Origin of the sequence: Shewanella sp. ALD9 (genome assembly GCF_002836315.1) — a bacterium.
GTDB lineage: Bacteria > Pseudomonadota > Gammaproteobacteria > Enterobacterales > Shewanellaceae > Shewanella.
Map to the genome: position 1 here is coordinate 898,605 of NZ_PJCD01000003.1, position 26,054 is coordinate 924,658.

Genomic DNA, 26,054 nt, shown 5'->3' on the forward strand with positions numbered 1-26,054 from the left:
TTTCTGTTGAAAAGACCGCCGAGGCGGTCTTTTTTCTATTTATTTAACAGTTACTTAACGCGCATGCCAGGTTGAGCACCTTCATGGGGTTCTAGTATAAACAGATCTTTACCGCCAGGACCTGCAGCTAATACCATACCTTCTGAATCACCAAACTTCATTGTACGTGGGGCAAGGTTTGCCACCATCACGGTGAGTTTGCCAACCAAATCTTCAGGAGCATAAGCAGATTTAATACCCGCAAATACTTGTTTGGTTTCGCCGCCTAAATCTAATTCAAGACGCAGTAATTTATTGGCTTTCTCGATATGTTCCGCTTTGCTGATACGCGCAATCCGTAAGTCAATTTTTGCGAAATCTTCAAAGCTTATTTCTGGGCTGATAGGATCTTGCTCTAATTGATTAACGGCTTGTGTCGGCGCATCGGTTTTAGGTGCGTCCGTATTACTGGCTTGCAAGTTCTCTTTAGAGGCATCGATGATAGCTTCAATGCTTTTGGGTTCGATACGCTGCATTAATGCTTTAAATGGCGCTATTTCATGACCTGATAAATCTTGGCCCAAATTGTCCCACGTTAAGGTTAACTGTAAAAAACCTTCAACATCACCGGCCAGTTTTGGTAATACAGGCTTGAGGTAAGTGACCAAGATTCTGAATAAGTTTAATGCATTACTGCAAACTTGATGTGCTTCATCTTGTTTATCGTCTTGCTTAACTAATTGCCAAGGTGCTGCGTCGGCAACATAGGCGTTAGCAATATCAGCTAATGCCATGATTTCACGCATCGCTTTGCCAAATTCGCGAGTTTCATATAATTCGGCAATCACTTCGCTTTTAGCTAAGAATATGTCGGTTAAGCTGCTGTCTGTTACCTTGGCTAACTTTCCGTCAAAACGTTTGCCGATAAAACCTGCCGTTCGTGAAGCAAGGTTAACTAATTTACCGACTAAATCTGAGTTAACTCGTTGAGCGAAATCTTCTAAATTTAAATCCAAATCATCAATACGACTATTTAATTTAGCCGCGTAATAATAACGTAGGTATTCCGGATCTAAATTATCTAAATAAGTACGCGCTTTAATAAACGTGCCTTTAGACTTAGACATTTTTGAACCGTTTACGGTGACATAGCCGTGAGCATAAACACTAGTCGGTTTACGAATACCTGCGCCTTCAAGCATTGCTGGCCAGAATAAACTGTGGAAATAAACAATGTCTTTACCGATGAAGTGATACACCTCAGCGGTAGAGTCTAAACTCCAAAAATCGTCAAAGTTCAAATCATCACGCTTGTCACATAGGTTTTTAAATGAACCCATATAACCAATAGGCGCATCTAACCAAACATAGAAAAATTTACCGGGAGCATCAGGGATTTCAAAACCAAAGTAGGGTGCATCACGTGAGATGTCCCATTGTTTTAGCCCTTGCTCAAACCATTCGTTAAGCTTGTTGGCCATTTCTTGTTGTAAAGAGCCTGATTGGATCCACTCTTTTAACATGCCTTCAAATGCTGGCAGGTCGAAAAAGAAGTGTTCGGTATCTTTCATTATTGGTGTAGCACCAGAGACTGCCGATTTAGGATTTATCAGATCGGTTGTACTATAAGTTGCACCACAGTTGTCACAGTTATCACCGTATTGATCTTCAGACTTACATTTTGGGCAGGTGCCTTTAACAAAACGGTCAGGCAAGAACATTAACTTTTCAGGGTCATATAATTGTGAAATGGTTTTGGTTTTGATGTAACCGCGATCACGGAGCTTTAGATAAATATCACTGGCCAAAATGCGGTTTTCGTCGCTATGAGTGCTGTGAAAGTTATCAAACTGGATATTGAAATCCGCGAAATCTTGCTGGTGCTCTTTTTGCACTTGGGCAATCATTTCTTCTGGCGTAATGCCCATTTGCTGCGCTTTAAGCATAATCGGCGTGCCGTGAGCATCGTCGGCACAAATGTAGTGGCATTCATGTCCACGTAACTTTTGAAAACGTGACCAAATATCCGTTTGGATATATTCAAGCATGTGGCCTAGATGGATTGGGCCATTGGCATAAGGAAGGGCACTTGTGACCAGTATTTTACGCTGTGATTTTGTCATTTTGTCTCGATATCAAATTACACCAAAAATATTGCTTGATACTAACTGATTAGCAGACTTTTTTCACCAAAACATGACTTAAAAAGGCTTATTAGTCGCTATTTTTTTACCAAGTTCTGATACACTTGTGCAAATTTCTGGTTCGGAGTTGCCGTTTTGGTCAATACGCATACAAATTATCAATTAAGTGATGAATTATTGTCACCAGTGTTAGATATTTTAGAAGCATTTGAAGATCCTTATTTGCATAAAGGTTTGGTCAGTGCAGGATGTGTTACAGCATTGTCGATAGAAGGAAAACGCCTACAATTAGGCTTAGTTTATCCTTATCCGTGTATGACACAATACCGTGACACCGTGATGGCAATAACCAATAAATTGGCTGTTCTTGACGCCATTGATGAAGTGGAATGTGAAATTGATTTCCAACCACGGGTTTATTCAGCGCTGCCAGCCATTGCACCTATTCCTAATGTAAAACAAGTTATTGCTGTGGCTTCTGGTAAAGGCGGTGTGGGTAAATCAACCACCGCAGTAAACCTCGCATTAGCGTTAAAAGCTGAAGGCGCCGAAGTGGGTATTTTAGATGCCGACATTTATGGCCCGTCTATTCCATTGATGTTGGGCATTCCTAATTTTCGTCCACAATCGCCAGATGGAAAGCACATGACACCTGCATTGGTGCATGGCATTTCTGCGCAATCAATTGGCTTTATGCTAAGTGGTGATGAAGCTGCAGTTTGGCGTGGTCCTATGGCCGCAGGTGCTTTAGCACAGTTACTTAATGAAACGCAGTGGCCTGAATTAGACTATTTAATCGTCGATATGCCACCAGGAACTGGTGATATTCAACTGACATTATCGCAAAAAGTACCGGTTAGTGGTGCGGTGATAGTGACAACGCCGCAAGATATTGCTTTAGCGGATGCCAAGAAAGGCATCACCATGTTCAACAAGGTCAACATTCCAGTACTTGGGATTATCGAGAACATGAGTTTTCATCTTTGTCCTGAATGTGGCCATAAAGAACACCCATTTGGTACTCATGGTGGTAGTCAAATAGCGGAACGTTATAACGTACCATTATTAGGCTCACTGCCATTACACATCAATATTCGTGAATCAATGGACAATGGTACGCCGAGCGTGATGAGCGAACCAGAAAGTGAAGTGTCAGGGATATATCGCGAAATTGCCCGCAAACTAGGGGCAGAATTAGCACTTCAACAAGTACAATCAACCGTAAAAATTAGCATATCAGAAGACGAGTAAGGTTAAGAGATGAATTCTCAGCAGTGTGTCATTATTGGGATTGCCGGTGCGTCGGCTTCAGGTAAAAGTTTAATTGCTAAAACAATTTTTGAAGAATTGTGTCGTGATTTAGGAACAAATCAAATTGGTGTGATCAATGAGGATGCTTATTATCATGATCAAAGCCATTTGACGATGGAAGATCGTGTCAAAACTAATTACGACCATCCAAAAGCGTTAGACCATCAGTTATTAGCGTCTCATTTATCTCAGCTTAAACAAGGTGAGCCAGTTAGCATTCCATGTTACAGCTATACTGAGCATACTCGTATTAGCGACACGTTGACCATGCAGCCTAAAAAAGTGATTATCTTAGAAGGCATTCTATTATTAACCAATCCTAAATTACGTGACTTAATGGATGCCAGTGTGTTTATGGATACGCCACTAGATATTTGCTTTTTACGTCGGTTAACTCGTGATGTTGCTGAACGTGGTAGAACAATGGAATCGGTTATTTCACAATATAAACGAACCGTACGCCCGATGTTTTTACAGTTTATTGAGCCGTCAAAACAATATGCCGATATTATCGTTCCACGGGGCGGTAAAAACCGTATCGCAACTGATATTTTAAAAGCTAGAATTCAGCATTTATTGGCGAAGTAGCCTTATCTAGAAGAGAGTGCAGCATGCGTTTAACTGATATAGAGATTGAGCAATGTTTAGATAATGGCACCATTATTATCGATCCTCGTCCTGGTATTGAAGCCATTTCGGGAGTGAGCGTGGATGTACGTTTAGGCAGCCAATTTCGTGTATTTAAAGACCATACTGCACCTTACATCGATTTAAGTGGCCCTAGTGCAGAAATGCAAATAGCACTTGATCGGATCATGAGCGATAAAATTGAAATAGCTGATGATCAAGCTTTTTTCCTTCATCCTGGCGAATTAGCATTAGCGGTAACCTATGAAAGTGTGACCTTACCTGCAGATGTTGTAGGTTGGTTAGATGGTCGTTCATCACTTGCCCGTTTAGGGTTGATGGTACATGTGACCGCACATCGTATTGATCCCGGTTGGCAAGGTAAAATCGTACTTGAGTTTTTTAACAGTGGCAAATTGCCGTTGGCTCTTCGCCCTGGTATGACGATTGGTGCGCTTAATTTCGAGCGCTTAAGCTCTGCGGTTGCTCGTCCATATAACACGCGTAAAAGCTCGAAGTACAAAGATCAACAAGAGGCTGTGGCAAGCCGGATCAGCCAGGATAAATAATGGCACCAGTTTGGGTTAATCACGTTGAAAACGGACTAATAAGTCCATTTGATCGTGGTGTTGCTTATGGTGATGGTGTGTTCGCAACCATGCGCACAGCATCAGCTGATATGCCCGCAGGGATCCTATTCCTTGACGGGCATATTTCTCGTTTGCAGCAAAGTTGCGAGCGCCTAAGTATTCAGTGGCATCCAAGCGACTTATTAATACAACAATTAATCCTACTCGCCCAACAATACCCACAACATTGTATAAAGCTATTGCTGACACGTGGAGTCGGTGGCCGTGGTTATCAGGCTCCTTTGAGCGCAAACGTTACAGAAGTCGTGTCAGTGCATCCCATTCCTGAGCATTACCTTGATTGGCAGCAAAGTGGTATCTCGCTAGCATCATCACCCATATGTCTTGGCAGGCAACCACTTCTAGCGGGAATGAAACACCTTAACCGATTGGAACAGGTGCTCATAAAGTCACAACCTCTACCGAGTACTCATCAAGATTGGTTAGTGTTTGACTGTGACGGTAATGTGATAGAGTCATCCATAGCCAATATTTTTGTAGTCAAAAATGGTCATGTGTTTACCCCAGCAATAACCCATGCAGGCGTAAGTGGTGTGATGCGTGAGACATTAATTGATACTCTGCTCTGTCAGGGTTTCTCAGTTATGGCTACACAATTAACACTTGGTGATATTCAGGCCGCGGACAATATATTTATAACGAACAGTTTATTTGGCATTGTTGATGTAACTGCCATTGACGATTTTCAATTTAGCCATTGGACGCAAACACCGCGATTCAGGCACATTTTGAGTGTGAATTTATCATCATGATTAAAACCATAAAAACCTTTTTTTTAGCCAGTCTTATTCCTCTATTTACAGTATTTTGTCTTGGAGGATATTGGCTTGTATCTGGCTTAATCGCTTACCAAAAACAGCCATTACAGTTAACTGAAATTCAAACATTAACGGTTGAACCTGGTACTAGTTTGATTAAGCTTGCGCAACAACTAGAGCAACAATCATTGATTACCGATAGCTGGAAAGTTAAATATCTGGTCAAACTTGAACCTAAGCTTGCCCATATTAAAACCGGTTTGTATCAATTGATCCCAGGCGATACATTAGAAGCGTTATTAAAACGGCTGTACTTGGGCCAACAAGTGGTTTTCAGCATCACCTTAATCGAAGGTAAAACCATTGCCGAGTGGCAGCAAGCACTGACCACGACTGAGCATTTAGCAAAAAATACCGACGACTTTAACCAAGTGCTATTACAAAATGGCGATACCTCTGGTTTGCCTGAGGGTAAGTTCTATCCAGAAACATTCCATTATCATGCAGATGATAACTTACAGACGATTTTAAACCGCAGCTACACCATGATGCAGTTAAGCTTAGCGCAAGCATGGGAAGGGCGCGACCCTGATTTAGCCCTATCATCACCTTACGAATTATTAATTATTGCGTCTATTATTGAAAAAGAAACGGGCAAACCTGAAGAGCGTGATTGGGTGTCTGCAGTGTTTAATAATAGACTTAAAAAAGGTATGCGTCTTCAGACCGACCCCACGGTAATTTATGGCATGGGTGAACGTTATAAAGGTAATATTACTCGTAAAGATTTACGCGAAGCAACGGCATTCAATACCTACAAGATTGATGGTTTACCGCCAACGCCTATCGCTGCACCCAGTCGCGCATCATTATTTGCCGCCGCTAATCCAGCCAAAGTAAATTACTTGTACTTTGTTTCACGCAATGATGGCAGTCATGTGTTTTCATCTACGTTGAAAGCCCATAATAATGCCGTAAACGAATTTCAGAGAAAAAGAAAATGACTCAACAGCAAGGCAAGTTTATTGTCATTGAAGGATTAGAAGGCGCGGGTAAATCAAGCGCGATAGCCCTTGTTAACGATATTATTAAGCGGCATATCGGTCAGGCTCCTGTGTGTACTCGTGAGCCGGGCGGAACTCCTTTGGCAGAAAAAATGCGCGATTTAGTTAAAATTGCCGATGAGACAGATCCATTATGCGATGAAGCAGAATGCTTACTTATTTATGCAGCGCGAACACAATTAATCGCCAATGTTATTAAGCCTGCTTTGTCTGCGGGTCAATGGGTACTTGGCGATAGACACAATCTGTCATCATTAGCTTATCAAGGTGGTGGCCGAGGGTTAATGCCATTAGTGAAAGCGGTCAGTGATGCTTGCTTACGTGGTTTTAAACCCGATCTCACTTTATATTTGGATATTGATCCTACGTTAGGCTTAAGCCGTGCAGCCAGTCGTGGCGAGCTTGATAGAATAGAGCAACAAGCGATTGATTTTTTTGAGCGAGCCAGACGAACCTACTTACAATTAGCGCATGAAGATGACAGCATTGTGGTGATTGATGCCAGTCAATCCATGGAACAAGTGCATAATGATATTGGTATACAATTACAACGCCATTTATCCACTCTTATGAGTGAGCTGTGATTATATTAAAAGGGATAATGTGCCGACATGAGTGATTATCAGATTGACCAGCTGCCTTGGTTAGCCGATCCACATCAGCGTTTTGTTGACCAGCATTATCGAGGCAAAAGCAGTCATGCGCATTTGTTCAACATCGATAAAGCATTAGGGGGCGATAAGCTTGCTAAGGCCGCAGCGCAAACTGTGCTTTGCCAGCAACTCACTCCGGTTGGTGCTTGTGGCCAGTGTAAAAGTTGTTTGTTATTGGCAGCAGGTAATCATCCTGATTTATATATAATCGAACCAGATGGCAACCAAATTAAAGTCGATCAAATTCGTCAGCTCTGCCAAGCGTTAACCCAAACGGCTCAGCAAGGTGGCGCACGTGTAGCTATAATCGTTAATGCCGAACGCTTAAATTTGGCAGCGGCTAATGCATTATTGAAAACCCTTGAAGAACCTGGCGATGATGTTGTACTCATTTTGCAAACCAATACATCAGCCCAGTTACTAGCGACCATTACCAGTCGTTGTCAAACGCTTAATTTTGTTGAGCCAACTAAGCATGAAATCCATCAGTGGTTAGCGGCGCAGCAGTTGTTACCGCCAGCCAATGCCGATGGCAAAATCCATGATGTTACATGGTGTCTTAGTGTTGTTGGTGGTCCTCTTGCGTTAGCAAATAGTTTAACCAGTCAGCATTATCAACAACTGCTGACATTTCGCCAAGATTGGGCCCAAAGTTTACAAACGGGTCATTTAAGCAACAGTTTGTTGAAGGTGTCTGAACAACAAATTGTTGATGCACTTAATGTTTTGTATTTGTACTTGCGCCAATATGTGTTAAAAAGTAATAAGCTAAAAACTGAAAACACGAGTCGTCAGTCATTAAATCCACTGGTTCAATCAAAAGTCATTGAACTTGCTGGGCGTGTGATGACCATGTGTCATAGACTTGAAACAATGCCGAGTGTGAACGCGCCAGCCTTGTGTCAACAATATGTGCTCACATTTAGACAGTTGACCCATTAAAACGTTTTTATATTGATTTTTAACCTGCTTATGGAAAGAAAATAATTATTTATGGTCGATCTTGTTGTTAATTACGATACATTACATAAACTTTATCGTGCTTATATGCCTTTTATTAAGCCTGCAGGTTTATTCGTTGCGACTACAGAAAGTCATTTTTTAGGCCAAGAGCTTACTATTGCTTATCGATTACCTAATGCCACCCAAACAAATGAATTTAAAGGCACAGTGGTATGGATTAATCCATTAGGTGCATCTGGTGGGCGCCCAGCGGGTATTGGGGTTAAAATTAAAACTGATGTTGAAAGTCATAAACATCATATTGAAAAATTATTATCAAGCGAACTTGCCTCTAGCGATTTGACCTGCACTATGTAGCTAGGTATTCTTGCGCATCTGTTTTATTTGTTAATGTAGTTGCGAAAGAATTCCCATGCTAATTGATTCACATTGCCACCTTGACCGCTTAAAAGCGGCCCCAGACTCAGCCAGTTTACAATTCATTATGGACAATGCCAAAGCTCAAGGCGTTGACTATCTATTGTGCGTCAACGTTCGTCAGCAAGGCTTTGAAGCCATGCGAGATAAAATGTCTGCCTTTAATAATGTGTTTTTGTCTTCTGGCGTACATCCTCTCGATGTACAAGAAGGGTTGAATATTGAAGACATTAAACGTTTTGCACAAGATCCCAGAGTGGTTGCCATTGGCGAAACAGGCTTAGATTATTTCTATTCAAATGACACAAAAACCTTGCAACAGCAGTGCTTTGAACAACAAATTGCGTTAGCTGTTGAGGTGAATAAACCATTAATTGTACATACTCGCGATGCCCGTGAAGATACCATTAATATGCTAAAAGCCGGTCATGCCGACAAAGTGGGTGGCGTGTTGCATTGCTTTACTGAAAACTGGGAAATGGCCAAAGCCGCCATTGATTTAGGCTTTTATATTTCTGTTTCAGGAATTGTAACGTTTAAAAATGCAGGTGAATTGCGCAGTGTTATTCGCCAAGTACCAAAAGACCGATTACTGGTCGAAACCGATTCACCTTATTTAGCTCCGGTGCCGCATCGTGGCCAAGAAAATCAGCCTGCTTATGTTCGAGATGTTGCCGAATTTGTCGCAGAATTGCGCGGTGAAAAATTCGAAGAGTTAGCTCAATATACCACGGATAACTTTTTTAATTTATTTAAAGATGCCGCTAAGTTAGTTGGCCGCTAATTCAAATCTGCAGCTAGTTCAAGATTGAAGCTAATTCAATCCTCAGACTAACAGCAAATTATCTAATTTGTGGCTTACTTCGCGGCAATAAAGTTCTGATATGCCTGCTGTGCAGGCAAATAAAATAACGTTAGCGCAGTTGCTTAAATAATTGCGCTAACGTGACTCAAATACCACCATGAACCTATGACTTAAGCACATTTTAGGGCGTACCGTTGGTTGAAAAGATAAAAAAAGGCCCAAAACTATCCAATTGTTTTGGGCCTAGGGAAAGGGCTCGATTAAGAGCCTTGCGCTACTGTTGTGGCATCTTAAGATAGCTTAAGACGCCAAATACTGAATTGAACATGAATTAATTATAGGCACTCAAATTGCGTTGTGCATAAAATTTAATTAATAATGTTGGTTTAGCACTCTGTTTTATCACTGTGTTTTATAGTAATTCATTGATAATTATGTTTTATATTCTTTATTCTTGCTCATCGAAATAGTGTAGCGTGCTATAGGCTCAAGTTAACGTTATCGCGGACCAAATCACGCGGTAAATTGTTTTTCAGTCTATGGCCTAAATGTTTTACAACCCCAAGCACGACTTTATGATAACTCACTAACATTTCGCCTTGTGGCATGATGGCTAACTGCTGCTGTGTCGGTTGATCAAAAGTGCTTGTAGCAATATCACGGCCCATTAAAAAAACTTGTGCTTGCGCCGCACTTAATTCCATGGTTTTTGCTGGATTATGCGCTGCTGCCGATAAAGCAATAACGGCTTCATGTTTAGCTTTGTAGCCTTTTTTCATCGCATCAGCGAGCTTAATGCCAATACGCTGAAAACGCATCTTGCCTATAAAAGGAATAAATTGGGCTGGAAACAACCAATATTCATCGTCACGCAACATGATCACGTCATCGCTGGGTAACTCGAGACAGAAGTTGTTTTGAAAGTATTGTGTTAATTCCACTTTTTGCTTTTCGTTTACGGGAGTAAAAGGAAAGTTTTTTTGTAATTTAGGCTGTTTTTTTACTCGCTCGACTGAGGCGGTTTTACGAATTTTAGCGACAAAAAATCCTTCGCTGTCGTAAATCTGTGGCCAAACATGTAAAAAACCATCTTCAGTGCATGCTTTATTTGCACCATCAAATAACTCAGCTAGTGACACAAACTCAACCGCATCGGGGTAAGTTTGCTGTAAGTGATAACAGATATGTTGGTTTTCTAACTGGCTTAGAGTACAAGTCGAATAGACTAACACTCCGCCTGGCTTTAACGCTAAAAATGCTGATTCGATAAGATCTTTTTGGGTTTCAGCAATCGCAGTAACATCTTCAATATCCCAGTGTTTTAATGCCAAGGGATCTTTACGGACGGTACCTTCGCCGCCACAAGGAGCATCCAATAAAATAGCATCAAACGATTCATATAAATATTCACCAAAGACTCGGCCATCAAAATGGGTTAGGGCGGTGTGGCTGGCCCCCATACGTAACACATTAGCGTGTAATACTTTAACGCGACTGGCAGAATATTCATTAGCGACTAATAAGCCACTGTTATTCATTAATGCTGCGATTTGAGTGGTCTTAGAACCTGGAGCTGAGGCGACATCCAAGATTATTTCGGCGGCGGTTTCATTGGAAAATAATGCGGTCGGCGGCAGCATTGAGCTGGCTTCTTGGATATAAAATAGCCCTTGAATATGTTCAATGGCATTACCCAGTTGGATATCATCTTTACCCTCAATCCAAAATCCGTCAGCACACCAAGGTACTGGAGACAGTTGCCAGCCGGCTTTAGTCATGATGCTGAAAAATTGTGCAGTACTGATTTTAAGCGTATTCACCCGAATGGATTTACGAAGTGGTTTATCACAATAGGCGATAAACTCTTCTAAAGCCAAGTGAGCGGGTAACTCTTTCTCAATGTGATTGATAAAGTTTATATTTAATTGGGCCATAATAAAAAACGATACATTATTGTTGCAGTAATTGAAGCGATCATATCACGGAATTGTACACCCTGTTTGGCAATGATTACTGTATATTGACGTTAATAAAACCGACTGGCTAATGGAGTGGTGTGTGCTAAATAGAGTGTGGTTATTATTTTTTATCATTGCTGCGTTGTCTATCTCGATTCAATTAGTGAATGGCAATGTCGATGTATTAAGCGAGTCGGTGACGGCATTGTTTGCCAGTGCTAAGTTAGCCGCTGACATCTCGCTTGGCTTAATCGGTGTGTTAGCGTTATGGATGGGCTTGATGCAAGTCGGTGAAAAGGCCGGTGTGGTAGGGTTGTTTGCCCGCATATTTGAACCTTTACTGTCTAAGTTGATGCCAGAAGTTCCTCGTGGACATGTCGCCTATGGCAGCATTAGCATGAATCTTACTGCTAATATGTTGGGACTGGACAATGCAGCAACGCCTTTAGGCTTAAAAGCGATGCATGATCTGCAATCTCTTAACCCTGTAAAATCAGTAGCAACCAACGCCCAAATTTTATTTTTAGTATTAAATACTTCATCAGTAACATTAGTCCCTGTAACAGTCTTTCTTTATCGTGCCCAACAAGGTGCGGCTAATCCTGCTGATATCTTTTTACCCATTTTATTGGCCACAAGTGTTTCCACCGTTGTGGGACTATTGGTTGTCGCGTTAGTGCAGCGTATCTCGTTAATCAATAGTGTTATTTTGGCTTATGCTGCAACCATTATGAGTGTATTCATGGCCGGGATTGCTTATTTGGTGACATTATCCGCTGATGCGATAGGCCAGGTGTCTATGGTGTTAGGTAACGGTATACTGTTGTTGCTGATTTTAAGTTTTATTTTAGTCGCAGGTTATCGCAAAATTGCCGTGTATGACGAGTTTGTTGATGGCGCAAAACTGGGTTTTAGCCAAGCAATTCAGCTAATCCCCTATTTACTGGCGATGTTATTAGCCATTGGGTTTCTTAGGGCTTCAGGGGCGTTAGATTATGCGTTACAGCTGTTAGCGAGTGGCGTGAGTGCATTAGGCGCCGATACGCGCTTTATCGATGCGATGCCAACCGCATTCATGAAACCCTTTAGTGGTTCTGGCGCGCGTGCGATGATGCTAGAAACCATGAGTCATCACGGAGTTGATTCTTTTGCGGGCCGACTAGCAGCTATTTTACAAGGCAGTACCGAAACGACATTTTATGTGTTGGCTGTGTACTTTGGTTCAGTGGGGATCCGTAATGGTCGTCATGCACTAGGGTGTGGTTTAGCAGCAGATTTTGCAGGTATTAGTGCCGCCATCGGTGTGTGTTATTGGTTTTATGGTTAAACATCAATTATCGAAATTAATAATATAAATAAAAAGGCCGATAAATATATCGGCCTTTGTTTTTGTACTAATTGTATTATCTCTAGCTGAGGTTACTTAGTTTGTGTAGGTCGCCATTGTGCCCATTCATCTTGCATATTCTCATGCAATGGGAAACGTTCGGTTGCATTGATACTGTTACTGTCTGATGTTGTATCTTGGGTCGCAAATGCTATACCACCGGCGAGTATCGTTTCTAATGAGCCTGTTTCTAACTGTGCACCCGAAAATAAACCGACGTCTAATTTAATACCAGAGGCATCCCAAAACTGGCTAGTCTGGTTGATTAAGTGACTATATTCAGCATTTACATGGGCAAACAACGTAATTTCAATTCCTGAGTCATCCAACCTGTATCCATCAATTTGTCCGACTTTAATTCCGCGGAAAAATAGCGGTGTACCGACCTTAATAGAACCTAGTTGATCGTCAACTAATTGGAATGCTAATGCATCTTTAGGTACGGTAGCCTCAAAGCTCGAGTGAGGTTGGGCAACAAAATTATCAATAATTTCTGTGCTGTTACCTGGGATAACACCAATATAAGGACCCGTTAACAGTGTTTCTGGGGCATTAATACCCGCTAAAGAAATTTGTGCATCGACGATAAAAAATTCAGTGTCACTGGCACTAAAATGGTTTACGTAATGGCCATAAATATAAGCTTGTGCATTCTGAGTGTTTAAATCTTGATTTAGTTTAACCTGTGACACTTCACCAATTTTATGCCCTTGATAGCGAATAGCGGCTTTTTCTGACACTTTAGTACTCACAGGCAGAGTGAGGTTGATGACTTTAGCCTGCATGAGTGCGAGTGACTTGTTATCATATAATCGTAGATTAGGTTGATTACTTTCAGTATCAACTCTGTCGTCTATATGTCCAAGGGTAATACTGCCATTTATTGCACCTTTTAATGGAGCAACATTGATATCGACACCGGCTAAACTGGCATTGATGGCTACAGCGTCATTACGCCAAAAAACCGTAGTCGGCTTAATTAACGGAACAAATTTATTGTCGATATTGATATCGATATTAAATTTATCCGTTTTAGCTAACCAATTGACTTTATTCACTGAGCCTATTTGCATTTTTTTGTAATAAATTGGCGAGCCTTCAGCTAAGTCGGCACCATCAATACTAGTTAAAGTAAAGGGTGTCAGCTGTTGTTGAGCGTAAAGCGTTTGGGCCGATTCAATTGATTCGTGCAGTGTTAAAGTACTATTAGCCGAAAGCAGCATTTCGCTGTTACCCGGAATTAAGCTAATAGCGCCTTCCAACATCGTAGTGAGGTCGCGAGTTTTAACATTAACGCCCTCTAGTGAAGCATTAATGGCTATGGCACTTTCAGGAACAAAGAAGCTTCCCTTAGTCAGCAAACTCTTAAACTCTGGTTGAATTTCAATGTTATATTCAACAGTTGAAAAGTCTTTACTTAAACCAATACTGGTTATCTGCCCAATAGGCAATTGTTTATATCGCACTTGCGCGCCATTACTGACACCTGTGTGAGTCGTGGCAACTACCGTAAATTTAAGTTTGTCTTGACTGAGCAAATCGGGAGCATGTGATGCCAATTCAAATTGCATCGCCTCTTCGGTTATTTGAGTGCCTGGTAAGACATTAATAACACTGCCAGTAACCAGTCTACTGACGTTTTTGACACCTTTTAATGATAACTCAGCCCCACTTATCCAAAATTGGCTATCACTGGTAATTAATGCTTTGTAATGATGCTCTACTCGAGCGATAAACTGCACCCCAGCATCAGTTAAGGTGACTTTTTCTATCTCACCGATAACAATGCCGCGGTAGGTGATGGCAGTGCCCTCATTAACATCTTCACTGCTAGATGCGGTTAAACTAAACTGAACGCCTCCAATTGCGGTGAGCTCATCTTCATAAAGGTTGTAAATATCACCATTTTGGGCTTTTTCAGTGTAGCTCCCGGTATCAAAGCTGATGCCGCCGGCCAAAATAGACGCGATACTTTCAGTGCTGACTTTTATCCCTGCTAAAGATGCATCGATTTTCAAGCCCGATACATTCCAAAAATGGGAGTCTTTATTGACTAAATGGGCATATTGTTCTTGAACAAATGCGCTGATAATTATTTGTTTATTTCCGTCGAGGCGATAACTGACAATGCTTCCGACAGGTGCTTGACGGTAAAATACAGGCGAGCCAACATCAATCGAACCCAGTTTAGGGGATTTTAGTTCGATCATCAGTCCTTCACTGCCGGGGAGTATTGCAGGCGCTTCACGTTGTGCTTCAAATACGGTAGCAGAGCGACCATCACCAGGTTGAAGGGCAATATAATTACCAGAAAATAACGTATCGAGCCCTTCAACTCCGGTAATACTTGCTTTAGGTTTTACTAACCAAAAAAGGGTATTTTTATTGAGGAAAGGGTCGGCACGGTAATCCATAATAACTTTAACGTTTACCCCTTTTAGATCATCGTCAATACCAATGTCAGTGACTTTACCAACAGTCAGCCCTTGGTATTTGACCAACGTTTTGCCGATATCAATACCCGTAGCACTAGGGAAATGTATTAATATTTCAATGCCGGATTCTTTAATGCTTTTGACCCCTAACCAGGCACCTAATATCAAAGCAACAACCGGTAATAACCATATTGGCGAAAATAACTTTTTCTTCACAATTTTAGGCGATTCAATTTGTGTCATCAGTGTTTTCCAAGCGGTCCCAAAGTAATCGAGTATCTAACACTTTTGCTGCGACTTGCGTTAGTAAGATAACTAACGCAAATGCTGTCGCGGCAGGTGCAGGTTTTGCGTCTAATAATTGCCCCATATTAACTAAGGCAACTGTTAATGAAATAACGAATAAATCGAGCATTGACCAGCGGCCGATCCATTCAATAATGTGAAACCCAACCATTAATTTTCTTTTTGATATTGGTAAGTTAAAACTAATAGCCGTCAAGTAAGTCGCTAAGCCAATAATTTTAAGCCAAGGTACTAAAATACTGGCAGTGAAAACAATGATAGCAATCGGAAACATACCGGTTTTGACTAAATGACTAATGCCACTAAAAATGGTGTCATTGGTGACCACTCCGCGATTAGTTAACAAGGTAATAGGGTAAATATTGGCGACAACAAGTAAAATTGTCGCGGTAACTAATAAAGCCCAACTTTGTTGGATGCTGGCATAACTACGGCTACTTAATTGACTAAAACAACGTCGACAATGACTGTTACTTGTGACGTTAAGTTTGCGACAAACAGGGCATAAACATAAGCCCATTTTCTTGCCCTGAATATGAGGTAAAACCTCAGTTTTCGGCTCGTTATCGGTATTCGCAGTTTGCTTAGGGCTGTCCACTATATGTTCATTGGATGGTGTAATTGGAGTACTAGGCATCTACATAACTCCACATGTGTTCTAGATTATATTCACGTTGTAAAAATAAGATGATGATAAACAACATTGTAAAACTGAATGTTCCCATACCAAAATACACATCGGAAAAGTCTGATAACTGAAAGGCCGACACGAGAAAACTGATGACATAAATTTCTAACATGGTCATTTGTGATATCAAACCATGATTTTTTAACAATGTAGTGTAGGTTCTTTGCCAAAATGAGTTGTGCAGTTTTAATTTTACAATTACAACTTGAGCCATAATTGACAAAATCAATAACCCAGGCGCGATAACTGCCGCAACCATTACCGCTAGGCCTACAACCCAATATCCTTCGGCCCAAACCGTCACAGCAGCTTGCAGCACCGTAGTGGTTCGTACACTGCCAAGGAAGTGGATTTCGAGTACTGGCAATAAATTAGCAGGAATAAAAATAATTAACGCCGCAACGCATAACGCTAGCATGCCATTAATGGAGCAATAAGGTGAATCATAGAGCGCCGTGTGGCAACGCGGACAAAGCGCACGGGCACTTGAAGGCAAAGCTCGTTTTCTCACTGCCAAATCACATGATTGGCATAGAATTATAGAATCATGATCATCAAATTCATGCATGAAGAATTAATCTAATCCATAGTAAAACACATTATTGGGTAGCGAAGAGTCAAACCTCTCTGCTTGGCCTTATATTGGCAGAAAAATGAGTTAATTGTTAAATAATCTCGATTTTCTTGTGCTTGATAATATCAGAATAATCAGAACACTTGCATCATAAGTTAACTATGTGAGATTCTATGCACTGTATATAAAAACAGTGAGGATTACATCATGGCAGTGATAACCCAATTTGTCGTGGTCAGAGAAGGGGTGGAAAAGATGACATTTATATCGAAGAAAGAGGCTGATGCCTACGATAAGATGCTTGATATTTCCGATAACCTAGTGCCATTTCTTATTAAGGCAGACCTCGGACTTGATGAAAATAAATGCGAACAGCTGGCATTTTATCTAGCAAACAATAAAGATGAGCTTTCTAACTTGCTAAAAGGCATCGTACAGGTTAAAAACGCTCCTACAGCGAAAACTAAAAAGACTACGGCTAAAACTACATCTGCAGAATAGTCGTATTCATCACTCATTCTTCGATTGAGTGTCAGCTTAAGGAATGGACATGAAAACCGAATTTTACCAAACATTAAATCGTCAAGCACAAGCTTTACTTGAAGGCGAAGATGATTTGATTGCTGCTATGGCAAATTTTTCAGCGTTGCTAAATGACAACCTAGAAGACCTAAACTGGGCAGGTTTTTATATTAAGCGTGGTGAACAATTAGTCCTTGGACCATTCCAAGGTAAAGTGGCTTGTACCCGTATCAATATCGGCAAAGGTGTTTGTGGCACTGCCGCAGCAGAAAATAAAACCCAACGAGTTGCCGACGTTCATCAATTTGATGGCCACATTGCATGCGATTCTGCCAGTAATTCAGAAATCGTGATCCCTGTTAGGCAGGGAAATGAGGTTGTGGCAGTGTTAGATATTGACAGCCCATTACTGAATCGATTCGATCAAGATGATCAAATTGGTTTAGAAAACATGGTAAAAAGTTTCGAAACTTGCCTATTTGGTTAAATAGCGAACAAATTAGATTAAATCATGGTCGCATTCGCTGTCGCGGGCTTTATAATATGCCGCTATACGCATTTGTGCTGGATTTACTGATGAGCGATGATTAAGCTGAGAGTAAGTTTGGTTAAATTGTTAAGGTTTGTTTCAATGACTTTAGCAAACTGGCGGATAGTGATATTTTGTACGTTAAGCCTTAACAGTAAGGTTTAACGAAAGATGAACGACTGCAAGGCAAATTGTATGCCGCATAATCAGTCCCTTTATTAACGTGGAAGTAAAAATGGAATCAACAGACAAGTTGACCGACACCAACGCAATTTTAGCGTATTTATATGAAACCTTTCCTTTATGCTTTATTGCAGAAGGTGAAACGAAGCCATTAAAAATTGGTTTGTTTCAAGATTTGGCTGAACGGTTAGCTGATGATTCTAAAGTCAGTAAAACACAATTACGTGTAGCGCTTCGTCGTTACACAAGCAGCTGGCGCTATTTGAAAGGCGTTAAAGCAGGTGCTAAACGTATAGATCTTGACGGTAATGAATGTGCTGAATTAGAACAAGAGCACATTGACCATGCTATTTTGACGCTTAAAGAAAGCCAAGATAAAGCCAAAGCAAAACGTCAAGCGTTAGCGCCTAAAAAGCCGGCAAAGAAAGTGGCACCTAAACGTGCTCCTGCCGTTAAAAAGGAACGTCCTGCACCGGTAGCGGCTCCAGTGATTAAACTTGTGCCGGCTAAGCTAGAAGATTTAAAACAAAAACAACGCGTTAATGTTAAATTAGGTGCCACACCTGTTCCTGGTGTTGTGACTGATATTAATAAAGAGGATGTGCTTGTTCAATTAGATTCTGGCTTATCCATCAAAGTACGTGCTGAGCACATACTATTATAGAAATTTAAGGAGTACTTGTTGATGCGAAAACTTACCTTGGCCGCGTCAATTGCCAGTTTATTTGTCGGCTTTTCGGCATGGGCAATTTCACCAACGATTCAAATCAGCGAGTTACCTAAACTAGCACAAGAGCCACAACATAAAGTGGCTAGCAAGCGAGTAACAACTTTGTTTACTCGCTCGCATTATCATCGTTTTGTACTTGACGATGCATTCTCTGAGCAAATATATACCCGTTTTCTTGAGCAACTTGATTATCGTCGTAATGTGCTGACTGCGGCAGACATTGCGAGCTTTAGTCAATATCAAAACCAGTTTGATAACATGGTTGAATCAGGCGATATTAGCCCTGCATTTACCATGTACGACCTAGTACAGAAACGTCGTTATGAGCGTTTTGCTTATGCGTTGTCTTTGCTTGATAAAGAGTTCGATTTTACTCAAGCTGGCGATGCGTATGAATTTGATCGCAAAGATGCGCAATGGCCAAAAGATGAAGCCGAAGTGAATGAACTTTGGCGTCAGCGCGTTAAATATGACGCGTTAAATCTTAAATTAACCGGTAAAAAGTGGCCTGAAATTGTTGAAGTGCTCGAGAAGCGTTACAACAATGCCATTAAGCGTTTAAGCCAAACACAAAGCGAAGACGTGTTTCAAACAGTCATGAATGCGTTTGCTCGTAGTGTTGAACCTCATACAAGTTATTTATCACCTCGTAATGCAGAACGTTTCCAAATGGAAATGAATTTAAGTCTTGAGGGTATTGGGGCCGTGTTGCAAATGGATGATGACTACACCGTCATCAAAAGTTTAGTGGCCGGAGGGCCTGCTGCCAATAGCGAGAAATTATCACCAGAAGATAAAATTGTTGGTGTTGGTCAAAAAACCGGTGACATTGTTGATGTCATAGGTTGGCGTTTAGATGATGTTGTTGATTTGATCAAAGGGCCAAAAGGAAGTGAAGTCGTATTACAGATTTTACCGAATAAAGGCGGGGCTAATGCTAAACCTTTTGAAGTGGTCATTACCCGAGATAAAATTCGTTTAGAAGACCGTGCCGCGACCTCAAAAGTGGTTGAGCCTAAAGAAGGCCAGTATGCCAATCGTAAAGTCGGGGTGATTCAAATCCCTGGATTTTATATGAATTTGTCACAAGATGTGGCTAAAGAAATCACTAAACTTGAAAAAGACAATGTTGAAGGGATTATTATTGACCTCCGTGGTAATGGCGGTGGAGCATTAACCGAAGCGACATTACTCACAGGCCTGTTTATTGACATGGGCCCAGTTGTTCAAATCCGTGATGCTAATGGTGGCATTAATCAAAATCGTGATAATGATGGCGCCAGTGCATATAATGGCCCATTGGCGGTGATGGTTGATCGTTATAGTGCATCGGCTTCAGAGATTTTTGCTGCGGCTTTACAAGATTATGACCGTGCACTTATCGTCGGTGAGTCTACCTTTGGTAAAGGGACTGTTCAGCAACATAAAAGCTTGGGTCGTATTTATGACATGTATGAAAAGCCAATTGGTCACGTACAATATACTATCGCTAAATTTTACCGTATTAATGGTGGCAGCACTCAATTAAAAGGCGTTACGCCTGATGTCCGTTTTCCAAGTGCTTTAGAGGCTGGCGAATACGGCGAGTCAGAGGAAGAGAATGCTCTGCCATGGGATAAGGTTCCCGTTGCTCAGTACTCTACTTTAGGGAATATCAACCCTATGCTGATCAACAATCTTGATGTTAAACATAAAGAGCGTATCAGCAAAGATGTAGAGTTCAGTTATATATACCAAGACATTACTGAGTTTAAAAAACATCATAAAGACAAAACAATATCACTTGTTGAGAGTGAACGAATTGCTTCTCGTGAAGACGATGATAAGCGTGCTTTAGACCGAGCAAACGCACGTCGAATCCATCAAGGTTTGGCTGCCGTGAAGTCTTTAGACGATATTGAAAAAACAGATGATAGCAAGTTACCTGATCCCTTTTTAGATGAAACGGCTTATATCACCCTCGATATGGCTGACGTAGAAAAAATAGCTAAAACTAACTCAAAGTAATTTTTTATTACTGTTAAAAAACGCGCTTAGGCGCGTTTTTTCTTAATCACAATCACTAAAAACAGTACCAATTCGATAAAGACCACGCCCATTTGATCATATTGGCATTAGTACCGTTCAAGAGGAACATGTATGAACCAAGCGCAAGAAAAACACCTAAAAGATTATACCAAGCCTTCATTCACCATTACCCATGTTGATTTGAACGTTATTCTGGATGGCAAAAACACTAAAGTGACAGCCATCAGTAAGGTGATCCGTAATGGTGAGCATCAGCATGATTTAGTGCTTGATGGCGAACAACTTTCGCTAAGTACAGTGAAACTTAATGGTGTAGCAGCTAACTATCGTCAACACGACAACCAATTAATAATTAGTACGGACCAAAATGAGTTTGAATTAGAAGTGGTCACTTTGCTTGACCCTGAGGCAAATTCGAGTCTTGAAGGGCTTTACATGTCAGACGGTGCTTATTGTACCCAATGTGAAGCAGAAGGATTTCGCCGGATCACCTATTTCTTAGATAGACCCGATGTTCTGGCTATTTATACCGTGCGCGTTGAAGCCGATAAACAGGCATTTCCATTTTTGTTAAGTAACGGCAATTTAATTGATAAAGGGGAGATGCCTCGTTCTGGTCGTCATTTTGTCAAATGGCATGATCCATTCCCTAAACCAAGTTACTTATTTGCCTTGGTCGCTGGAGACTTTGATTTACTTAATGACAGTTTTACGACTCAAACTGGTCGTGAAGTCAAACTGCAAGTTTTTGTTGATAAAGGCAACTTACATAAAGCTGATCACGCTATGGCATCATTGAAGAAATCAATGAAATGGGATGAAACTCGTTTCGGTCTTGAATATGATCTTGATATTTATATGATTGTTGCAGTTGATTTTTTCAATATGGGTGCGATGGAAAATAAAGGCTTGAATGTCTTTAATACCAAATACGTGCTCGCTGATAAAGCCAGTGCAACAGATGAAGATTATCATGGTATTGAGTCGGTTGTAGGCCATGAGTACTTCCATAACTGGACAGGTAACCGAGTCACGTGTCGTGATTGGTTTCAGTTAAGTTTAAAAGAAGGCTTAACGGTATTTCGTGATCAAGAATTTAGTTCCGATGTTGGGTCGCGCGCAGTTAACCGAATTCATGCTATTCGAGTGATGAAAAATCAACAGTTTGCTGAAGATACCGGTCCAATGTCACATCCTATTCGGCCTGAAAGTGTAATTGAAATGAATAATTTCTACACTGTGACGGTATATAATAAAGGCGCTGAAGTTATCCGCATGATGCACACCATTCTAGGCGAAGAAGGCTTTCAAGCTGGAATGAAGTGCTATTTTGAGCGTCATGATGGCCAAGCGGTAACCTGCGATGACTTTGTTAATGCTATGCAAGATGCTAGCGGTAAAGATTTAACCTTATTCCGTCGTTGGTATAGCCAAGCTGGTACACCCGTTGTGACGGTAAAAGACCGTTTTGATGCGGATAAAGGTGAGTACCATTTAACCGTTACTCAACAAGTGATGTCGCAAGGTGTGAAGGGCCAAACCTTGCATATTCCGTTCAGTGTTGAGCTGTTGGATAGTGTAGGGCAATCAATAGTCAATAAAGTGCTAGATGTGACTAAGGCCAACCAAACCTTTGTGTTTGATGGACTAGAAAGCGCACCTATAGCATCTTTACTACAAGATTTTTCAGCACCTGTTAAATTGGTTTACGATTTTAGCATTGATCAACTTGTGCATCTTATGCGCCATGCTTCTAGCGAAGTGGCGCGTTGGGAAGCATCTGTGCAGTTAGTGAGCCAAGCCATTTGGAATAACGTTGCTCAGTTGCAAAAGCAGCAAGTCATGATGGTTGATACTCGTGTTGTTGAAGCATTTAGAGGCGTCATTTTAGATGCGAATATAGACCAAGCTTTAGTGGCTGAAATTTTGTCTATTCCTACTGCTTCTGCATTAATTGAGCAGGTAGATAGTGTTGATTTAGATGCTTTGGCCAAAGCCAGAGAGTTTGTTGTTGAAGAACTTGCATCAGCTTGTGAAGATGAATTATTGGTACGTTATCGAGAGCTGATACTTTTAGATAACGCTGGTGCTCGTGCATTTAAAAACATTGCCTTGTCATTGTTATGTCAAGTGACCGATACTCATGAATCGTTAGTTGAAAAGCAATATTATTCAGCTAAAAATATGACTGATAGCTTAGGGGCTTTGAAAGCGGCAGCTACAGCCAAACTAGCCTGTTTACCTATGTTATTAAGTGACTTTGAGTCTACGTGGGAATCAACGCCATTAGTGATGGATAAATGGCTGACATTACAAGCGTTAGTGAATAGCGATGAAGTGATAGATCAAATTAAAACGCTGACAAAACACAGCAGTTTTAGTTTTTCTAACCCGAACCGAGTACGTTCATTGATTGGGGCTTTTGCCGCCGCAAACACTTATCAATTTCATCGTGCTGATGGCGAAGGCTACCGTTATTTGACTAAAATTTTAGTCAAATTGAATAAGTCGAATCCACAAGTCGCATCGCGAATGATCACACCATTAATTCAGTTTGCCAAATTCGATCAACATCGTCAGCAATTAATGAAACAGTATTTAGCAGAGTTAAAAGCTTTACCGGATTTATCGAAAGATTTATATGAAAAAGTCACTAAATCATTGGCCGAATAATAGCGTCAACGACTATTCATCTAGTATGAATAGTTAGACTGTTTAGTATGTTAAAAAGGAGAGCTTGCTCTCCTTTTTATGGAGTAAATTATGGAGTTATTATTTTCTCTTAACGTAAGTTATGAAGCATTTCTACCATATTACCAAGGACTTGCAGAGAAAGTGCAAGTAAGAGATCACCACGGTCGTGTGTTGCATATCAATGGTAAGTATTTTAGACCTTATTTAACCCCTCAAGGTATTCAAGGACAGTTCAAATTAGTCCTTAACCAAGATGGGAATTTCAAATCACTTAATAAATTATAGAGTATTTACTTCAAACGTTTGATTGATTAGTGGTGTGTGAAGTAGCACCCCGTTAATATATATAAGTCTATGAAAATAAACTTTTTTCGTTAATGGTTAAATGACTGTAATTATATCGTCTGTGTTAATTCAAATATAGGCTGGTTTTATTTTGTCGTTTTTACCCCGACATCGTTAATTTTCTTAAACATTTTCTTTTTTTTGACCTTGCTCAATATAGTTAAATGCTGTAACAATGGTGTTGCCTGTGGGCTAACAAGATGTTGGTTAAATTCCTATAACAACTAATCCAACAGGTTACGGAGATGAACTAAAATGAATATTGTTAAAAAAAGATTTAACAAGTCGGCTCTCGCTTTGGGGGTGGTGTCGGCATTATGTTTGGGGATGAGCACTTCAGCCTCAGCCGTTTCTTTTGATTGGGGTGATGTACGAGGTACATTTGACTCAACTTGGACTGCAGGTGCGAGTTGGCGTGTGTCAGACCGCGATTGGAATAATCAAATCGGAAAGGTAAACCAACCACAATTCGATTGGTCTGGTTATTCGGCATTTGGTGGTGCGTTTGGATCAACCAAATATACCTCAACAGAAATTTGGACTCAGCCTGGTTCTTATTCAAGCAACAATGACTTAAGTAATTTGTTGTATGCACAAGGTGATACCACGTCTGAGATTGTTAAAGGTCTCCACGAATTATCATTAAAGTATGAAAACTACGGTATCTTTTTACGTGGTATGTATTTTTACGATCGCAAATTAAATGATGGTGATTATGGCTTTAACGATCCATTAACCGGAAAAGAATTTGATCCTTGTGAAGATAGCAAAGCGTCAGAAGTGCAATGTAAAGATATTCGCTTACTAGATGCATTTGTTTACGGTAACTGGGATTTAAATGACGGCGCTAACCCATTAAGTGTTCGTGTCGGTAACCAAGTCGTTTCATGGGGCGAAAGCACCTTGATTTCTCACGGTATTGCTGAAATCAATGCTGTAGACTTAAATATTCTTAATGCACCCGGTGCGGAGCTCAAAGAAGCATTCCGTCCACAAGGCATGGTTTGGGCATCGTTAGGTTTATCTGAAAACTTAAACCTTGAAGCATTTTATCAATATGATTGGCAACCGATTTGGATCCCTACACCGGGTTCTAACTTTGCAACCAATGATTTTGCTGGATATGGTGGCTACAACCAAAATGCGCAATTGGGTTTCAACTCCAATCCAGATATCAACCAAGATTTCCTTATTTCAGAATATTCACGTTTATATGAAGCTGCAGCCGCTACTGGGTTTAACTCAGCATATGCCGCTTACATGACTGCTTATTCAACTAAGGTTGCTTTGGTTCAAGATGCTGCAGATCCTAGTGATGATGGTCAATTTGGGGTTAAATTAGGCTATTACTCTCCAGAACTGGGCGAAACTGAGTTTGGTTTTTATTACATGAATTACCACAGTCGTCGTCCAATTATTAGTGGTACTGCCTCTAACTTTACTGCAGAAGCTATTGGTCGTGATTATGGCCGTTTAGCACAAAGTGGTGGGAACATTGACCGCGAACTTTTGTTAAGTATGGAAACCTTTACCAAATCGCAAATTGTATATCCTGAAGATATCCAGTTGTATGGTTTTAGTTTTAACACTTTGGTAGGCGATACTTCTGTTGCTGGTGAAATTTCTCATCGTGTTGATGAGCCATTGCAAATTGACGACGTTGAATTACTTTTCTTAGCGATGCCTCAGCAGCTCGCTAATGCGGGTCTTCGTCCTGATTTAGATGGTATTTCACAAATGGATAATGTGGAGCCTGGCTCAAACGCTGAGGGGTATATACTTACCGATACGACCCAAGCACAGGTAACCTTTACCCACTTATTCGGCCCGACATTAGGTTTAGATAATCTAACCATGCTTGCTGAAGTCGGTGGTGTGTGGATCCATGATATGCCTGGTTTTGACGAATTACGTCTAAACGGTCCAGGAACAGCTCGTTCTGGTGGTAACCCAGAAATGACTGGTATTATTGCCGCATTACATAATGGTCCTGAAACCAATCCATTCCCAACAGATTTTGCGTGGGGTTATCGTTTAGTGGCGAAAGCTGACTTTAACAATGTGTTTGCTGGTGTGAACATGTACCCAAGAGTGATTTTCTCTCATGACGTTGATGGCATTACACCGGATCCAATGTTCTTATTCACCGAAGGCAGAAAATCTGTCGCTTTGGGTGTGAACTTTGATTATCAAAGTCGTTGGGGCGCAGATATTTCTTACAACAGCTTCTTTGGTGGCGTAGGAACAACAAATGCGATGACAGACAGAGATTACATCTCTTTCAACGTCAAGTATTCGATTTAG

22 protein-coding genes are annotated in these 26,054 nt (G+C 40.8%); 17 read left to right on the top strand and 5 right to left on the bottom strand.

The features are described 5' to 3' along the window. Positions 1 to 50 precede the first annotated feature (50 nt). Entirely contained in the window at positions 51 to 2,102 is a 2,052-nt protein-coding gene (gene metG, locus CXF88_RS11555) for a methionine--tRNA ligase (RefSeq protein ID WP_101086967.1), read from the bottom strand. Positions 2,103 to 2,258: 156 nt separating this feature from the next. Between metG and apbC the strand changes: the two genes are divergently transcribed. Genes apbC through CXF88_RS11600 form a run of 9 tightly spaced genes read left to right on the top strand, consistent with a single transcriptional unit; the run spans position 2,259 to position 9,350 of the window. Further along, positions 2,259 to 3,374 (top strand): iron-sulfur cluster carrier protein ApbC, encoded by a 1,116-nt coding sequence (apbC, locus tag CXF88_RS11560; protein ID WP_101086968.1) that lies wholly within the window; start codon positions 2,259 to 2,261, stop codon positions 3,372 to 3,374. Between the two features lie 9 nt (positions 3,375 to 3,383). Then, positions 3,384 to 4,022, top strand: coding sequence for a uridine kinase (gene udk / locus CXF88_RS11565; protein ID WP_101086969.1), 639 nt, complete (start codon positions 3,384 to 3,386; stop codon positions 4,020 to 4,022). Between the two features lie 23 nt (positions 4,023 to 4,045). Next, positions 4,046 to 4,630: a dCTP deaminase gene (gene dcd, locus CXF88_RS11570; RefSeq protein WP_101086970.1), complete on the top strand. Its 585-nt coding sequence runs from the start codon at positions 4,046 to 4,048 to the stop codon at positions 4,628 to 4,630. After that, positions 4,630 to 5,463, top strand: a complete 834-nt coding sequence (gene pabC, locus CXF88_RS11575) for an aminodeoxychorismate lyase (RefSeq protein ID WP_101086971.1) — start codon at positions 4,630 to 4,632, stop codon at positions 5,461 to 5,463. Before dcd ends, pabC begins: the two co-directional genes overlap by 1 nt. Then, the gene (mltG, locus tag CXF88_RS11580; protein WP_101086972.1) at positions 5,460 to 6,473 is read left to right on the top strand and encodes an endolytic transglycosylase MltG; all 1,014 of its coding nucleotides are present in this window, start codon (positions 5,460 to 5,462) and stop codon (positions 6,471 to 6,473) included. The genes pabC and mltG overlap by 4 nt, the downstream gene beginning before the upstream one ends. Beyond that, positions 6,470 to 7,117 (top strand): dTMP kinase, encoded by a 648-nt coding sequence (gene tmk / locus CXF88_RS11585; protein WP_101086973.1) that lies wholly within the window; start codon positions 6,470 to 6,472, stop codon positions 7,115 to 7,117. The genes mltG and tmk overlap by 4 nt, the downstream gene beginning before the upstream one ends. 27 nt (positions 7,118 to 7,144) lie before the next feature. Then, entirely contained in the window at positions 7,145 to 8,128 is a 984-nt protein-coding gene (gene holB / locus CXF88_RS11590; protein WP_101086974.1) for a DNA polymerase III subunit delta', read from the top strand. 51 nt (positions 8,129 to 8,179) lie between these two features. Further along, on the top strand, positions 8,180 to 8,506 hold the full coding sequence (locus tag CXF88_RS11595) for a PilZ domain-containing protein (protein WP_059743855.1): 327 nt from the start codon (positions 8,180 to 8,182) through the stop codon (positions 8,504 to 8,506). Between the two features lie 55 nt (positions 8,507 to 8,561). Next, positions 8,562 to 9,350, top strand: a complete 789-nt coding sequence (locus CXF88_RS11600) for a YchF/TatD family DNA exonuclease (protein WP_101086975.1) — start codon at positions 8,562 to 8,564, stop codon at positions 9,348 to 9,350. 500 nt (positions 9,351 to 9,850) lie between these two features. Here CXF88_RS11600 and rsmF read toward each other — a convergent pair whose 3' ends face one another. Further along, positions 9,851 to 11,305: a 16S rRNA (cytosine(1407)-C(5))-methyltransferase RsmF gene (gene rsmF, locus CXF88_RS11605; protein ID WP_101086976.1), complete on the bottom strand. Its 1,455-nt coding sequence runs from the start codon at positions 11,303 to 11,305 to the stop codon at positions 9,851 to 9,853. A gap of 124 nt (positions 11,306 to 11,429) precedes the next feature. Between rsmF and CXF88_RS11610 the strand changes: the two genes are divergently transcribed. After that, the gene (locus CXF88_RS11610) at positions 11,430 to 12,656 is read left to right on the top strand and encodes a spore maturation protein (RefSeq protein WP_101086977.1); all 1,227 of its coding nucleotides are present in this window, start codon (positions 11,430 to 11,432) and stop codon (positions 12,654 to 12,656) included. A gap of 92 nt (positions 12,657 to 12,748) precedes the next feature. Here CXF88_RS11610 and CXF88_RS11615 read toward each other — a convergent pair whose 3' ends face one another. The 3 genes from CXF88_RS11615 to CXF88_RS11625 all read right to left on the bottom strand — a co-directional run bounded on the left by CXF88_RS11615 (position 12,749) and on the right by CXF88_RS11625 (position 16,713). Continuing rightward, the gene (locus CXF88_RS11615; RefSeq protein ID WP_101086978.1) at positions 12,749 to 15,394 is read right to left on the bottom strand and encodes an MlaD family protein; all 2,646 of its coding nucleotides are present in this window, start codon (positions 15,392 to 15,394) and stop codon (positions 12,749 to 12,751) included. Next, positions 15,381 to 15,977 (bottom strand): paraquat-inducible protein A, encoded by a 597-nt coding sequence (locus CXF88_RS11620; RefSeq protein WP_101087225.1) that lies wholly within the window; start codon positions 15,975 to 15,977, stop codon positions 15,381 to 15,383. The genes CXF88_RS11615 and CXF88_RS11620 overlap by 14 nt, the downstream gene beginning before the upstream one ends. Before the next feature lie 109 nt (positions 15,978 to 16,086). Further along, entirely contained in the window at positions 16,087 to 16,713 is a 627-nt protein-coding gene (locus CXF88_RS11625; RefSeq protein WP_011637688.1) for a paraquat-inducible protein A, read from the bottom strand. Positions 16,714 to 16,926: 213 nt separating this feature from the next. On the opposite strand from CXF88_RS11625, the gene CXF88_RS11630 reads away from it, so the two are divergent. From CXF88_RS11630 to CXF88_RS11660, 7 genes are all read left to right on the top strand, one after another. Continuing rightward, positions 16,927 to 17,220 carry a YebG family protein gene (locus CXF88_RS11630; protein ID WP_101086979.1) on the top strand — a complete coding sequence of 98 codons (294 nt, stop codon included), beginning with the start codon at positions 16,927 to 16,929 and terminating at the stop codon, positions 17,218 to 17,220. Positions 17,221 to 17,269: 49 nt separating this feature from the next. After that, positions 17,270 to 17,728: a GAF domain-containing protein gene (locus tag CXF88_RS11635; protein WP_101086980.1), complete on the top strand. Its 459-nt coding sequence runs from the start codon at positions 17,270 to 17,272 to the stop codon at positions 17,726 to 17,728. Positions 17,729 to 18,005: 277 nt separating this feature from the next. Then, entirely contained in the window at positions 18,006 to 18,617 is a 612-nt protein-coding gene (gene proQ / locus CXF88_RS11640) for an RNA chaperone ProQ (RefSeq protein WP_011637685.1), read from the top strand. Positions 18,618 to 18,638: 21 nt separating this feature from the next. Beyond that, the gene (gene prc, locus CXF88_RS11645; RefSeq protein ID WP_162023286.1) at positions 18,639 to 20,690 is read left to right on the top strand and encodes a carboxy terminal-processing peptidase; all 2,052 of its coding nucleotides are present in this window, start codon (positions 18,639 to 18,641) and stop codon (positions 20,688 to 20,690) included. A gap of 132 nt (positions 20,691 to 20,822) precedes the next feature. Continuing rightward, on the top strand, positions 20,823 to 23,384 hold the full coding sequence (gene pepN / locus CXF88_RS11650; RefSeq protein ID WP_101086982.1) for an aminopeptidase N: 2,562 nt from the start codon (positions 20,823 to 20,825) through the stop codon (positions 23,382 to 23,384). 90 nt (positions 23,385 to 23,474) lie between these two features. Beyond that, entirely contained in the window at positions 23,475 to 23,690 is a 216-nt protein-coding gene (locus CXF88_RS11655) for a DUF2835 domain-containing protein (protein WP_162023284.1), read from the top strand. 315 nt (positions 23,691 to 24,005) lie between these two features. After that, complete coding sequence (locus tag CXF88_RS11660) at positions 24,006 to 26,054, top strand: DUF1302 domain-containing protein (protein ID WP_101086984.1); 2,049 nt, start codon at positions 24,006 to 24,008, stop codon at positions 26,052 to 26,054.

Excerpts from the sequence above, each read along its gene's own strand:
- tmk (WP_101086973.1), top strand. The coding sequence starts at position 6,470 with ATGACTCAACAGCAAGGCAAGTTTATTGTCATTGAAGGATTAGAAGGC.
- mltG (WP_101086972.1), top strand. The coding sequence starts at position 5,460 with ATGATTAAAACCATAAAAACCTTTTTTTTAGCCAGTCTTATTCCTCTA.
- CXF88_RS11600 (WP_101086975.1), top strand. The coding sequence starts at position 8,562 with ATGCTAATTGATTCACATTGCCACCTTGACCGCTTAAAAGCGGCCCCA.
- CXF88_RS11595 (WP_059743855.1), top strand. The coding sequence starts at position 8,180 with ATGGTCGATCTTGTTGTTAATTACGATACATTACATAAACTTTATCGT.
- prc (WP_162023286.1), top strand. The coding sequence starts at position 18,639 with ATGCGAAAACTTACCTTGGCCGCGTCAATTGCCAGTTTATTTGTCGGC.
- CXF88_RS11615 (WP_101086978.1), bottom strand. The coding sequence starts at position 15,394 with ATGACACAAATTGAATCGCCTAAAATTGTGAAGAAAAAGTTATTTTCG.
- proQ (WP_011637685.1), top strand. The coding sequence starts at position 18,006 with ATGGAATCAACAGACAAGTTGACCGACACCAACGCAATTTTAGCGTAT.
- pepN (WP_101086982.1), top strand. The coding sequence starts at position 20,823 with ATGAACCAAGCGCAAGAAAAACACCTAAAAGATTATACCAAGCCTTCA.
- rsmF (WP_101086976.1), bottom strand. The coding sequence starts at position 11,305 with ATGGCCCAATTAAATATAAACTTTATCAATCACATTGAGAAAGAGTTA.
- holB (WP_101086974.1), top strand. The coding sequence starts at position 7,145 with ATGAGTGATTATCAGATTGACCAGCTGCCTTGGTTAGCCGATCCACAT.
- CXF88_RS11635 (WP_101086980.1), top strand. The coding sequence starts at position 17,270 with ATGAAAACCGAATTTTACCAAACATTAAATCGTCAAGCACAAGCTTTA.
- CXF88_RS11620 (WP_101087225.1), bottom strand. The coding sequence starts at position 15,977 with ATGGGCTTATGTTTATGCCCTGTTTGTCGCAAACTTAACGTCACAAGT.
- metG (WP_101086967.1), bottom strand. The coding sequence starts at position 2,102 with ATGACAAAATCACAGCGTAAAATACTGGTCACAAGTGCCCTTCCTTAT.
- CXF88_RS11630 (WP_101086979.1), top strand. The coding sequence starts at position 16,927 with ATGGCAGTGATAACCCAATTTGTCGTGGTCAGAGAAGGGGTGGAAAAG.
- pabC (WP_101086971.1), top strand. The coding sequence starts at position 4,630 with ATGGCACCAGTTTGGGTTAATCACGTTGAAAACGGACTAATAAGTCCA.
- CXF88_RS11660 (WP_101086984.1), top strand. The coding sequence starts at position 24,006 with ATGAATATTGTTAAAAAAAGATTTAACAAGTCGGCTCTCGCTTTGGGG.
- dcd (WP_101086970.1), top strand. The coding sequence starts at position 4,046 with ATGCGTTTAACTGATATAGAGATTGAGCAATGTTTAGATAATGGCACC.
- CXF88_RS11625 (WP_011637688.1), bottom strand. The coding sequence starts at position 16,713 with ATGCATGAATTTGATGATCATGATTCTATAATTCTATGCCAATCATGT.
- udk (WP_101086969.1), top strand. The coding sequence starts at position 3,384 with ATGAATTCTCAGCAGTGTGTCATTATTGGGATTGCCGGTGCGTCGGCT.
- CXF88_RS11655 (WP_162023284.1), top strand. The coding sequence starts at position 23,475 with ATGGAGTTATTATTTTCTCTTAACGTAAGTTATGAAGCATTTCTACCA.